The sequence below is a fragment of the Kitasatospora saccharophila genome (genome assembly GCF_039529925.1).
Classification (GTDB): domain Bacteria; phylum Actinomycetota; class Actinomycetes; order Streptomycetales; family Streptomycetaceae; genus Kitasatospora; species Kitasatospora saccharophila.
Genome location: NZ_BAAANS010000114.1, coordinates 1 through 11,992 on the forward strand (window position 1 = coordinate 1; position 11,992 = coordinate 11,992).

At 75.6% G+C, this 11,992-nt stretch carries 11 protein-coding genes and 2 pseudogenes; 6 read left to right on the forward strand and 7 right to left on the reverse strand.

The window, feature by feature from the left end; genetic code table 11:
* Positions 1-89: 89 nt before the first annotated feature.
* The 3 genes and pseudogenes from ABD345_RS40410 to ABD345_RS38925 all read right to left on the reverse strand — a co-directional run.
* Positions 90-378 (reverse strand): annotated as a pseudogene (locus tag ABD345_RS40410) (IS630 family transposase); the annotation flags it as partial.
* Positions 379-482: 104 nt separating this feature from the next.
* Positions 483-656: pseudogene (locus ABD345_RS38920) on the reverse strand (IS630 family transposase); the annotation flags it as partial.
* Positions 657-686: 30 nt separating this feature from the next.
* Positions 687-1,337 (reverse strand): TetR/AcrR family transcriptional regulator, encoded by a 651-nt coding sequence (locus ABD345_RS38925; RefSeq protein WP_344559389.1) that lies wholly within the window; start codon positions 1,335-1,337, stop codon positions 687-689.
* A gap of 118 nt (positions 1,338-1,455) precedes the next feature.
* Here ABD345_RS38925 and ABD345_RS38930 point away from each other — a divergent pair, with 118 nt between their 5' ends.
* The gene (locus tag ABD345_RS38930; RefSeq protein WP_344559391.1) at positions 1,456-2,631 is read left to right on the forward strand and encodes an FAD-dependent oxidoreductase; all 1,176 of its coding nucleotides are present in this window, start codon (positions 1,456-1,458) and stop codon (positions 2,629-2,631) included.
* A gap of 494 nt (positions 2,632-3,125) precedes the next feature.
* On the opposite strand, the gene cobM is transcribed toward ABD345_RS38930, so the two are convergent.
* The 3 genes from cobM to ABD345_RS38945 form a co-directional block, all read right to left on the reverse strand.
* The gene (cobM, locus tag ABD345_RS38935; protein ID WP_344559393.1) at positions 3,126-3,866 is read right to left on the reverse strand and encodes a precorrin-4 C(11)-methyltransferase; all 741 of its coding nucleotides are present in this window, start codon (positions 3,864-3,866) and stop codon (positions 3,126-3,128) included.
* Positions 3,863-5,257, reverse strand: a complete 1,395-nt coding sequence (gene cbiE / locus ABD345_RS38940) for a precorrin-6y C5,15-methyltransferase (decarboxylating) subunit CbiE (protein ID WP_344559395.1) — start codon at positions 5,255-5,257, stop codon at positions 3,863-3,865. The genes cobM and cbiE overlap by 4 nt, the downstream gene beginning before the upstream one ends.
* Before the next feature lie 237 nt (positions 5,258-5,494).
* On the reverse strand, positions 5,495-5,941 hold the full coding sequence (locus tag ABD345_RS38945) for a MarR family winged helix-turn-helix transcriptional regulator (protein ID WP_344559397.1): 447 nt from the start codon (positions 5,939-5,941) through the stop codon (positions 5,495-5,497).
* Positions 5,942-6,123: 182 nt separating this feature from the next.
* Here ABD345_RS38945 and ABD345_RS38950 point away from each other — a divergent pair, with 182 nt between their 5' ends.
* The 5 genes from ABD345_RS38950 (at position 6,124) to ABD345_RS38970 (ending at position 10,277) form a co-directional block, all read left to right on the forward strand.
* Positions 6,124-7,338: an alpha/beta hydrolase family protein gene (locus ABD345_RS38950; protein ID WP_344559399.1), complete on the forward strand. Its 1,215-nt coding sequence runs from the start codon at positions 6,124-6,126 to the stop codon at positions 7,336-7,338.
* 120 nt (positions 7,339-7,458) lie between these two features.
* Positions 7,459-8,070: a hypothetical protein gene (locus ABD345_RS38955; protein WP_344559401.1), complete on the forward strand. Its 612-nt coding sequence runs from the start codon at positions 7,459-7,461 to the stop codon at positions 8,068-8,070.
* A 47-nt stretch (positions 8,071-8,117) separates the two neighbouring features.
* On the forward strand, positions 8,118-8,657 hold the full coding sequence (locus ABD345_RS38960; protein ID WP_344559403.1) for an HAD domain-containing protein: 540 nt from the start codon (positions 8,118-8,120) through the stop codon (positions 8,655-8,657).
* Positions 8,658-8,713: 56 nt separating this feature from the next.
* Positions 8,714-9,229, forward strand: a complete 516-nt coding sequence (locus ABD345_RS38965; RefSeq protein ID WP_344559405.1) for a GNAT family N-acetyltransferase — start codon at positions 8,714-8,716, stop codon at positions 9,227-9,229.
* A 253-nt stretch (positions 9,230-9,482) separates the two neighbouring features.
* Positions 9,483-10,277: a hypothetical protein gene (locus tag ABD345_RS38970; protein WP_344559407.1), complete on the forward strand. Its 795-nt coding sequence runs from the start codon at positions 9,483-9,485 to the stop codon at positions 10,275-10,277.
* A gap of 92 nt (positions 10,278-10,369) precedes the next feature.
* Here ABD345_RS38970 and ABD345_RS38975 read toward each other — a convergent pair whose 3' ends face one another.
* Positions 10,370-11,539 (reverse strand): DUF6183 family protein, encoded by a 1,170-nt coding sequence (locus ABD345_RS38975; protein WP_344559409.1) that lies wholly within the window; start codon positions 11,537-11,539, stop codon positions 10,370-10,372.
* Between the last annotated feature and the right edge of the window lie 453 nt (positions 11,540-11,992).

Genomic DNA, 11,992 nt, shown 5'->3' on the forward strand with positions numbered 1-11,992 from the left:
CTACCGGGCCGGCGTCGTCCTCGCCTCGCTGATCCTGTGGCTGCGAGCCGAGGAACAATGACCCACAACAAGATCAATTACGAGACAGGGCCTAAGCGGATGTAGTCGTGGCTGTGTTGCTCGGGCACCCCGGGCATCATCGGTAGTACGGGCCGGGAGTGGTCCAGGGCCTGGATCTGCGACTTCTCGTCCACGCACAGCACCAGCGCTCGCTCGGGTGGGCCGAGGTAGAGGCCGACGACGTCGCGGACCTTGTCGATGGACAAGGGGTCGGTGCTCACGCCGGATCCGGGGGATAGCGGACTGCGACATGCCGGTGGCCGCGGCCGTGGAGCGGGTCGACCGGTGGGTGGCGTTCCTCGGCTTCTCCTCCGGGGTCTTGGCGATGGCCCGCTCGACGCCCGTGTCGGTGGTCTTCTGCGGGACGTCGGGGGTGGGGGCTCGTCGCCCAGGTCGTCCGGGCCCCGTTCGATGAAGTGCCGGCGCCAGGTGCGGACCGTGTCCGGAGCGATGTCCGGGCGGCGGGAGACCTCCATGATCGAGTGGCCGTCGGCGCACTCCAGGGCGGTCGAACGCCGACGCACCCAGGACTGCAGCACCTCCCGCTGGCCATCGGTGACCGACCACGGCGGGATCTTCGGACCAGGACGACTCATGCCCAACCAGCGACGAATCTCCGACTCAGGTCACGAGGGGGCGGGCCCGGTCAGGGAGTTCCAGCCGTGTTCGAGCAGGTCGAAGGCGCGGACCAGGGCCCCGCGGACGTCCTGGTGGGACTGGGCGGCGTGCGGGGCCTCCAGGGCGAAGTGGGCCAGGGCGGTGCAGAGCGGGTCGTCGGCGGGGCGGCCGCTCTGCTCGGCGATCACGGCGGCGAGGGCGGCGGTGTGGCGCAGCCACATGGCCTGGTGGTAGTCGCGCAGGGCGGGGGTGGAGTCCACCAGGGCGGTGAAGGCCGCGAACCGGGGATCGCCGGCGGTGGCGGCCCGGCGGTGGCGCAGCGCGTGCTCGCGCAGGGCGGCCGGGATCGACCGGCCCGGGGGCCGCTCGCGGACGGCGGCGAGCAGGTCGGCCTCCAGGTCGGGCTCCTCGTCGAAGACCAGGGCCTCCTTGACCGGGAAGTGCTTGAACAGCGTGGTGGTGGAGACGTCGGCCGCGTCCGCGATCTCGCGGATGCCGACGTCGTCGTAGCCGCGCTCCAGGAAGAGGCGCAGCGCGGCGTCGGCGATGGCCTGGCGGGTGGCGGCCTTCTTGCGCTCGCGCCGCCCGGGCGGGGGAGGCGGCGGCGGGGGCGGCGGGGGATTCGACGGCGGCGGGGGCGGGGGCGGCGTCTGGGGCATGGCGACAGTCTAACCACCCGGTTGAGTCGATTCAAAAGTTGAGTCGTTGCACTTTTGTAGTCGTTGTGCTCTTCTGGAGGAGCGGCCCCGCCGCGCACCGCTCGGAAGGAGCACCACCATGACCACCGCACCCGCCCCCCGCATCGCCGTCATCGGCGCCGGCCCCGGCGGCCTGACCTGCGCCCGCATCCTGCAGCGGCACGGCATAGCCGTCACCGTCCACGACCGCGACCACGGCCCCGACGCCCGCGACCAGGGCGGCACCCTCGACCTGCACGAGGACAACGGCCAGCTCGCCCTGCGCGCGGCCGGACTGCTCGACGACTTCCTCCGGCTCGCCCGCCCCGAGGGCCAGGAGATGCGCCAACTCGACGCCGTGACCGGGGAGATCTGCTTCCACCACGTTCCCGCGGACGGCGAACGCCACAAGCCCGAGATCGACCGCGGCCGACTCCGCGAACTCCTGCTGCGCTCGCTCGAACCCGGCACCGTGCACTGGAACCACGCCCTGCGGTCCGTCGAAGGGCCCGCCGCCGGCCCCCGCCGCCTGCACTTCGCCGACGGCACCGTGACCGAGGCCGACCTGGTCATCGGCGCCGACGGCGCCTGGTCCAAGGTCCGCCGCGCGCTCTCCCCGGCCACCCCCGTCCACACCGGCGTCAGCTTCCTCGAAGCCTGGTTCCACGACGTCGACCGCCGACACCCCGAACTCGCCGCACTCGTCGGCCCCGGCAGCGCCGCCGCGGCCGACGGCGAACGCGGCCTGTTCGCCCAGCGCGGCGGCGGCGGCCACCTCCGGGTCTACGCCATCCAGCGCGTCCCCGCGGACTGGATCGCCGCGGCCGGCCACACCGTCCGGGACACCGACGCCCTCCGCGCCCTCCTCCTGGACCGCTACCGCCACTGGTCGCCCGGCCTGCGCCGACTCCTCACCGACAACGACGGCCCCTACGTCGACCGCCCGATCCACGCCCTGCCCGTCCCGCACACCTGGCCGCACGACGGCGCCGTCACCCTGCTCGGGGACGCCGCCCACCTGATGCCCCCGCTCGGCGTCGGCGTCAACCTGGCCATGCTCGACGCCTGCGAACTCGCCCTCGCCCTCGCCGAGCACACCACCGTCGCCGAGGCCGTCCGCGCCTACGAGGCGACCATGCTGCCCCGCTCCACCGCCATGCAGCACCAGCTCGACGGCGCCGTCGAAGGGCTGCTGTCCGACGAGCCGCACCACGGCGGGCCCGAGTCGTCCGCGCCGACCGAGTCGGCCGAGCTGTCCGGCGCGCGGCAGCGGTAGCCGGCGGGCGGGCGGTGGGTGGGAGGGGTTGCAGAGGGCGTCCAGGCGCCCCACCGGGTCCGGCCCGGTCCACTTCTCCGGGGCCCGGTCCCCGTCCGCCGTGAACGCGGCCCGTGCCGTACGCTCCGGCGTCCCGCAGCGGGGGCAGGGGCCGGGGACCGGACGCCGTCGCGCACCACCGCGAAACCGCCGTCCGCGCCCACGTGGTGCGCCGCGCCGCCGAGCACGGGCAGGGGCCACGGCGGTGCAACGGCCACGGCAGCCCGCCGACCCGGTCGTAGCGGTCGGTCGGCCGGCTCCGCCCGCCCCGCCCACGGCCCGGACGGCGTGCCCGAGTAGGCGCGCAGCGCGGCCGGTTCGAGGTGCGGCCGGGCCGTCGCGGAGTACGGTTCGGACACCGCGCGAACCCCTCGCCGGCCGTCGGGCGGAACGTCAACGCGCCGATCCGGCCGGCCCGTTGCGACAACGGGCCGGCAGCCGGGAGGGTGCGCCGGTCAGCGCGCGCGGGTCGTCGAGTACAGGTGGCTGTCGCGGAACTCGGTCGCGGCCAGCGTGCGCCCGACGATGATCACGGCGGTGCGCAGCACGCCCGCGGCCTTCACCTGCACGGCGATGTCGCCGAGCGTGCCGCGCAGCACCAGCTCGTCCGGGCGGCTGGCCATCGCGACCACCGCCGCCGGGCAGTCCGGCCCGTAGTGCGGCAGCAGCTCCTCCACCACGCTGTCCACGTAGCGGGCCGCCAGGTGCAGCACCAGCAGCGCGCCGCTCTTGCCCAGCACGGACAGCTCCTCGCCGGGCGGCATCGGCGTCGCCTGCCGGGCCACCCGGGTCAGGATCACCGTCTGCCCGACCGTCGGCACCGTCAACTCCCGCTTCAGCGCCGCCGCCGCGGCCGCGAACGCGGGCACGCCCGGCACCACCTCGTACGGGATGCCCGCCGCGTCCAGCCGGCGCATCTGCTCCGCCATCGCCGAGAACACCGACGGGTCGCCCGAGTGCAGCCGGGCCACGTCCTGGCCCCCGGCGTTCGCCCGGACGATCTCGGCCATGATCTGGTCCAGGTCCAGGTTCGCGGTGTCGACCAGCCGGGCGTCCGGCGGACAGTCCGCCAGCAGCTCCGGCGGCACCAGGCTGCCCGCGTACAGGCACACCCCGCAGCGGGCCAGGGTGCGCTGGCCGCGCACCGTGATCAGATCGGCCGCGCCCGGACCGGCACCGATGAAATAGACCGTCACTTCGCTCCTCCTCCAGCCCCGCCGGACCCTCCGGCGCTCGCCGCTCCGTCGGTGTCCTCGATGTTCGTTTCCTTGACGTCCGTCTCCTCGGCGTCCGCACGTTCGGCGTCCGCGCGTTCGGCGCCCGTGTCCCTGACGTCCGGGCCCTCGGCGTCCGGGCCCTTGACGACGCTCCACTGGGTCACCGGCATCGCCTGCCGCCACCCGGTGAAACCGCCCACCGGCACCGCGTGCGCGACGCCCAGTTTCACCAACTCGCCGCCGTGGCGCCGGTACCACTGCGTCAGCAGCGCCTCCGACTCCAGCGTCACGGTGTTCGCCACCAGCCGCCCGCCCGGACCGAGCGCCGCCCAGCACGCCTCCAGCACCCCCGGCACGGTCAGCCCGCCACCGACGAACACCGCGTCCGGACGGCCGAGTTCGGCCACCAGGTCGGTCAGCGCCGTCGGTGCCGCGCCCCGGACCACCCGCAGCCGGGGCACCCCGAGCGCCGCCGCGTTGCGGACGATCCGCTCGGCCCGCACCGCGTCCCGCTCCACGCTGACCGCCCGGCAACTGCGGTGCGCCCGCAGCCACTCGATGCCGATCGACCCCGATCCGCCGCCGACGTCCCACAGCAGCTCGCCCGGCGCCGGGCCGAGCGCCGCCAGCGTCGCCGCCCGGACGTGACGCTTCGTCAACTGGCCGTCCGACTCGAACAGTTCGTCCCGCAGGCCGGGGACGAGCTGCGGCCGCGGGGCGTCCGCCGGGACGGTCGGGTCCGGCACGCAGTCGACCGCGAGGACGTTCAGCGGATCGCCCGGCGGCAGCGACCAGTGCGCCGCCACCCCCTCGCGCACCGCCTCCGCCGGGCCGCCCAGCTGCTCCAACACCCTTACCCGGCTGGGCCCGTAGCCCCCGTCCGCCAGCAGCCCGGCCACCCGCGCGGGCGTCGACGCGTCCGCGCTCAGCACCAGCAGCCGACGGCCCGGGTACAGCGCCGCGTGCAGCGACTCCGGCGGGCGGCCGACCAGCGTCACCACCTCGGTCTCCTCCACCGGCCAGCCCAGCCGGGCGCACGCCAGCGACACCGAGGACGGGTGCGGCAGCACCCGCAGCGCCTCCGCCGGGACGCCGCACTCCAGCAGCGTCCGGCCGATCCCGTGGAACATCGGGTCACCACTGGCCAGCACCGCCAACCGCCGCCCCGCGAACCGCTCCAGCAGCCCCGGCACCGACGGCCGCAACGGCGACGGCCACGACACCCGATCCGCCGTCACCTGCTCCGGCAGCAACCCCAGCTGACGCGCCCCGCCGAGCACCACCTCCGCCGCGCCCAGCGCCTCCCGCGCCGCGACCGACAGCCCCGGCCAGCCGTCCGCACCCACCCCCACGACGGCGATCGCAGACACGCGCAACTCCTCACGGCTCGGGGACGGGGCAGCCGCAGCCTACCCGCAACCCGCCGCCGTACCCCCCATGAGCTGCGGAGATCCGCCGTGCGACATTGGCCACACCACGGGCCACGCCACGGGCCGTGACACGGGCCGCGACACCGGCCGCACCGCGCGGGCCGGGCCGGTGGCCGTACCGGGGTGCCGTGGTGGGTCGGCCGGCGTTCGGCGGGTCGGCCGGAACCGGGGGAGGAGTCAGTCCAGATCGTCGGCGGCCTGCTGGAGGGCCCGGGCGGCGCGGACCAGGAACGCGCGGAACTGTTCCTGCTCGGCCTCGGTGAACTCGTCGGCCAGACACTGCTCCACCTCGGTGGCGCGCTCGTCGGCCAGCTCAAGCGCCGCCCGGCCGCGGTCGGTCAGCCGGGTCTCCAGCACGTTGCGGTGCCAGCGGTGCGGCGCCCGCTCCACCAGCCCGCGTCCGGTCAGGTGCTTGAGCAGCACGGCCATCGCCTGCGGAGTGACCTGGCAGGACCGGGCCAGGGCCGCCCCGCTGATGCCCGGACTGTCGGCGAGCACGTACAGCGCCGCGTACTGCGGCACGGTCAGCCCCGCGGGCTCCACCGCGGCGCGCTTCGCGGCCATCAACTCCTGGTCGGCGAGGTGCAGGTCGATGCCGATGCGGTCGGCGGCGGGCATTCCCATGTGGGGATGCTACAGGGTGGGCGACATCAATCAGTTGCATTGACAGTCATCAATGTATTGATGATGATGAGCGCCATTGATGTCGCAGTCGTTGTCGCTGTGACCCGTGCTGCCGACGTACCGATCGATTTGTCGACCTATTTCCCCAACAGCTCCGCCGCGTTCCGGAGGACCCGCCGCCCATGACCGATCTCTCCTTCCTCGCCGCCCCCGGTACGGCCGCCGGGTTCATCGCCGAGACCCGCCCGCGCGCCCACGGTGCCGGGGTCGACCCGTACGAGTACGACCGCGTCACCGCCACGGTCGACTCGCTGCTCCACTGGCCCGACGCCTGTCGGACCGCCGCCCTCGCCCACCGGGCCCGGGCCGAACGGGCCGCCGCGCGCGGCCGCCACCGCACCGCCGGGCAGTACCACCGGCTGGCCGCCCGCTGGTTCCACCTCGCCGCGCTGCTGCCGGACCCGGACCGGGAACGCGCCGCCACCGTCGCCGCGGAGGCCGACCGCTCGGCGGGCGAGGCCCTCGCCCTGCTCGAACCCCGGGCCCGGCGGATCTCCGGCGAGGGCTACGCGGGGTGGCTGCGCCTCCCGGTGGGACGGACGCGGCGGCACGGAACGGGCGTCCCGCTGGTGGTGCTGGTGCCCGGGATGGACTCCTCGAAGGAGGAGTTCCACCACCCGGCCGACGCCCTGCTCGACCGCGGCCTGGCGGTCCTGGCCGTCGACGGCCCGGGACAGGGCGTCCTGGCCACCGGACCCGCCCTCGGCCCGGACCACCGGCACGCCCTCGGCCGGGCCCTGAGCCACGCCCTGCGCGCCGCCCCGGCAGGCGTGACCTCCGGCGCGGCGCCCGCCCCGACGCCCGACGCTGCGCTCGACCGGACGCCCGACGCTGCGCTCGCCCCGACGCCCGACGCTGCGCTCGACCCGGACCGGGTCGCGGTGCTCGGGCTCAGCCTCGGCGGCCACCTCGCCGCCGACTTCGCCGCCCACGATCCGCGCGTCCGGGCGGCGGCACTGGTCAGCGGCCCGTACCGGCTGGACTGGGACGCCCTGGTCCCGTTCGTCACCGCCACCCTCACCCAGCGCTGCGGCGGCGAGGCCGCCGCCCGCGCCTTCGCCGCCCGGATCGACCTGGCCGCCCTCGCCCCCCGGCTGCGCGGGCTCCCCCTACTCCTGGTCGAAGGCGGCCGGGACCGCATCCCCGGCGTCACCAACGCCGACGCCCTCGCCGCCGACCTCCCGCACGCCGAACTCCTCCACGTCCCGCACGGCAACCACCTGCTCGGCAACGCCCTGCCGGACTGGCTCCCCGACACCGCCGACTGGCTCGCCGACACCCTCGCCCTCATCGGGACGGAGGAGAGCGGGGACGAACTCCTTCCTCCGCGCGGGTGACCCCGCTCCTTCCCCCGGCGGACGCGTCCGGCTCGTGCCGGTTGCGATCTTTGGGGTGGCCCCGGGAGCCGTGACCGGGGCGCCGGAAGTGGCGCCCAACAAGCACGGGGGAGAAGCAAGTTGACGAAGCACAAGCTGCTACTGGGGATGGCGGCCGCGATGGCGGCGTCCGCGCTCGCGGTACCGAGCGCCTCGGCCGCGCCGACCGGTTCCGGCGCGAGCCCGCACGGCGCGAGCCTGCACGGCCGGGTCGGGCTCAGCCCGGAGCGCGGGACGGTGCCGGGGTTCGGCGAGCTCACGCTGGCGGTCGACGCGGCGGCCGGCCGCCGGCGTGACGGTACCGGGCGGGCCACGCTGCAGCACGAGTTCTTCAACCCGGACGGGAGCTGGCAGGGCACGGTGCGGGCCGAGATCGACGTCGACTGCCTGGCCGTCACCGGCAGCGGCAGCGGCAGCGGGGGCGGGGGCGGTACGACCGCGGCGGTCACCGGGACGGTGCGCTCGCTGAGCTACGCCGTACCGCCGGAAACGCCCGAACCGCCCCGGCCGCCGAGCGGCTGGCACCCGGAGACCGCACTCGCCTTCTCGACCGACGGCACGGGCCGGGGACGGGGCGGCTGGTCGGGCGTACCGGACTTCAACGACCCGACGGCTGCGCCGGTGGCCGTGAAGTGCGCGGCGCCCGCTGCCGACTTCTACGTGATCGAGGGCGGCTACCGGCTGAGGAGGTGACCGGAGCGGGGAAGCGACCGGAGCGGCGGGCGGGCAGAATGCGGGGGATGGAACCACGCCTGCCGTCCCGGTCGCCCCTGCCGCTGCTGTACCTGGACGTCGACGGGCCGCTGATCCCGTTCGGCGGGCCGGCCGGGAGCCGGCCGGAGCACCTGAGCGAGCGGCGGATCCGGGAGGTGCTGGGGGCGGAGGCGGCCGGCCATCCCCTGCTGGCCAGGCTGGACCCGCGGTGCGGGGCGCGGATCGCGGCGCTGCCGTGCCGTCCGGTGTGGGCGACGACCTGGGAGCACGAGGCCAACCTCTGGGTGGCGCCGCTGCTCGGGCTGCCGCCGCTGCCGGTGGTCGAGGAACCGGACGCCGCCGTCGAGGCCCTGCCGCCCGGAGTGCACTGGAAGGCACCGCTCCTGGTGGCGCACGCGGGCGGTGGTGCGTTCGCCTGGGTGGACGACGAGATCGGGCCGGCCGACCGTGCGTGGGTGGCCGCGCACCACGACGGGCCCGCACTGCTGCTCCGGGTCGATCCCCGGGTCGGCCTGGCGGAGGGGGACTTCGAGGTCCTGGAGGAGTGGCTGTCCGCGCCGCGGTGAACGGGGCCGGGGGAGAGGCGCGGGATACTCGTCGGACGTTCCGTCCAGGAGGCAGTGTGAGCACGTTCGAAGCCGAGACCGTCCGCACCGAGCGGCTGACCCTGCTGCCGTTGCGGCCGGAGCACGCCGAGGAGTTGGCGGCGGTGCTGGCCGATCCGGCGCTGCACGCCTTCACCGGGGGCGCCCCGGAGGACGCCGAACTCCTGCGGGCCCGCTACGAGCGGTGGGCGGCCGGTGCGCCGGAGCCCTCGGTGTCCTGGTGCAACTGGGCGGTCCGGCTCCGGGACGAGGAGTGCCTGGTCGGGACCGTCCAGGCGACGGTCACCTCGGACGGCGGCGGGGCCGTCGCGGAGATCGCCTGGACGGTGGGCACCCGCTGGCAGCGGCGCGGCATCGCGAGCGAAGCGGCCCGGGGCCTGGTCGGCTGGCTGCGCGGGCGGGGGGTGCGGACGGTCGTCGCCCACGTCCACCCGGAGCACGCGGCGTCCGGGGCGGTCGCCGCCGCGGCCGGGCTCGCCCCCACCGACCGGTGGCAGGACGGCGAGGTCAGGTGGGAGTCGGTGACCGGCTGACCCGGTACGCCGGCCGGGGGCGCTCCCACGGACGGCAGGTGGGAGGAGCGGGACCGGTTCGAGCGGCTCGCCGGGGTGATGCGCGGGTCAGGTGTGGTGGGCCGCGCGGGCGGCGAGTCGTTCGAGGGGGCGGACGACGTCCTCGGCCGGTGGCGGAGCGAGACGGCCCGGGCCTGACCTGCGCATCCCCCCGGCGATCCGCAGCCGAAAACCGGACGGGTCGGGGCCGGGGGGTGTGCCAGGATCGGCCGCCATGGAGACCGTGGAGAGCTGGGACGACCTGTCCGTCACCGAACAGGTGCTGGTCCGTCGCGCCGTCGACGGCACGAGCCCGCGCGGCAGCGCGGCGCACGTCACTGCCGTACTGCGCTGGGCGGGCTCGTCCGAGGTGCCCCGGCGGCGCAACGCCTCGCCCGCGGAGGAGCTGGCGCGGGTGCCGGATCTGGTCGCGGCGGCGCACCGCTTGGTCGCGGGCGGGTGGTTGACGGTCCGCCGGGCGCTGAGCACCCCGTTCGTCCAGGAGGACGGCCCGGAGGTCACCGGCCCCGAGCTGGCGCAGGTGCTCGCTGATCCGGCGACCTGGCTGCTTCCGCGGCACGATCAGAACGACCTGCCCGTCCTGTCGCTGCGCGCCACTGCGGAGGGCAGGCGCCGCTGGGAGGCCGCGGCGTATGCGCCGGGCGCCCCGGGCACCGTCCACGAGCTGGAGCTGACCGACGACGAGGACTCGATCGTGGTCTGCGCCATGGAGGCGAGCGGCTGGTTGACCGGCTTGTGGGGCGTCCTCGCCGAGACACCGGCCGAGCTGGTGGGCGAAGAGTTGCGGGCGTTCGTCGCGGCGGACATCGCCCCGCTGGTCCGGCTCGTCCGTGCGGGGATGATCGAGGTGCTGCACGTCGCGGAGCGGGGCGCCGAGGGCACCGTCGTCCCGCTGGAAGACCTGCTGGACGCCCTGTGTGACCGGGAGTTGCGCCGCGACGACGGCGACGAAGTAGAGGTCGGGTTCACGTGCGTCCTGACCAAATCGTTGGCGAACGCGCTCCGTTAGCGTTCCGGGCCGAGAACCGGGCCGAGAACCGGGCCGAGAACCGGGCCGTCAACCGGCAGGGGGGCGCGGCCTCCGGACCGACACCGGCCCGGTCAGTCGGTGTCGGTCGCGGCCAGGACGGCCAGTCGGCGCAGGTCGGGGGAGAGGGACAACACGCCCAGGTCCCAGGCGACTTGGCCGAACCACGGGCTGTCGGACTCGAAGCTGAACCAGAGGTGCTCGTCCGCCGCCAGCTCGACCTCGTCGGTGGTCGCCGTCCCGGGGCAGTCGGCCAGCGCGGCCAGGGACCGCCAGGCGGCCAGCCGCCCGGACGCCTCGTCGAGGCCGCGGCTGTACGCGCCGCCACCGGTCGCGGCCGCGTGCAGCAGGTCCCACACCTGTTCGGCCTCGACGGCCCGCACCGCCAGGCCGGCGGGGTGGCGGGTGCGCCGCCGGTTGCTGCGGGGGCCGGGGGAGTGATCGAGGCAGTCGAGGGCGAGGCCGGGGAGGGCGGTGCGGAGCAGGCCGGGGGTGAGGGCGGTGGCGGGTGCGGCGAGCGGGGCGCGGAAGCGGAAGACCCGGGCCTCGGTGCGGCCGTTGGAGCCGCTCGACCAGCGGGCGGTGGCCGAACCCAGCGCGTCGGCCGTCTCCCGGTCGGTGACCTCCTCGACCGGTGGACACGGTGCGGCCGGGCCGATGGGAGGCAAGGGGCCACCGTCGTTCGGTCCGAGGCACAACTCCCTCGCCGGGGCGCCGAACCGGGGCAGCGGCGCGGTGCCCGGTGCCGTGGCCGACTGCAGCGGGCGCCGGGTGCGCCGCCGGTGGTCCAGCCAGGCGGCGATCTCCGGGACGCCGGCCGGATCGGTGCCGCGCAGCTCCAACTCCCGTACCAGGGCGAGCCGCAGCCGCTCGGCCGCCGGCCCGCTGAACGCCGCCGCGAGGTCGGTGGCGGGACGGTCCGCCGCCAGCACGGACGCCTGGTGGCGGGTGTGGCGCCGGGGGCCGGGCGGCAGCATCGCGAGCAGGCCCAGCGCCAGGGCGGCGTGCTCGGGCCCGGGCGTGGCCGCGACCAGCTCGAACAGCCGCTGGAAGGCGTCCAGTTGGGCAGCGGCGCGCGGGTCGGTGCAGCGGGCCGCCAGGGCCAGGCCGAGTCCGGTCACGAACCCGAGGTCGCCACGGGACAGCGCGGCGCGGGTGGCCTCGACCACCGGTGCGGCGTCCGAACGGCGCGCCACCCGCGCCAACAGGCTCTGGACGTGTTCGCGGTCGTCACGATGGGACATGCACAGGATCCTAGGGCGGACCTCCGGGAAGGGCGCGCCGTTATCGCGGCCACCGCCGTCGAGCGCCGGGGGCTGTTCAGGCGGGCGGCTCCTCCACCAGACCACAGGCGTACGGGAGTTCGGCGAGTGCGGTGCGGCGCCCGGGGTCGGGTTCGGCGGCGGCTAGTGTCGCGTCAGGCAGCCTTTGCCGGGAAGGAGCGGCTCCCCCAGCCCCAAGGGGGGCTGGGAGGTGCCCCCTTGGTGCGTGCTATCGGCGTGCCGGCCGGAAGCCCTCGTACTGGATGTACTTGGGTTTTCGGCCGGTGCGGCGAGAGTGCGTGCCGGGCGTCGCGACGGGCGAAGGTTGCCTGACGCGGTACTAGGGCGCGTATTTGGTCGTGATCAAGTGGCGATTCTGGTGAGGTCCTTGATCCAGATCATCGCGCCTCGAAGGTGGAGGCCGGCGAGGTAGCT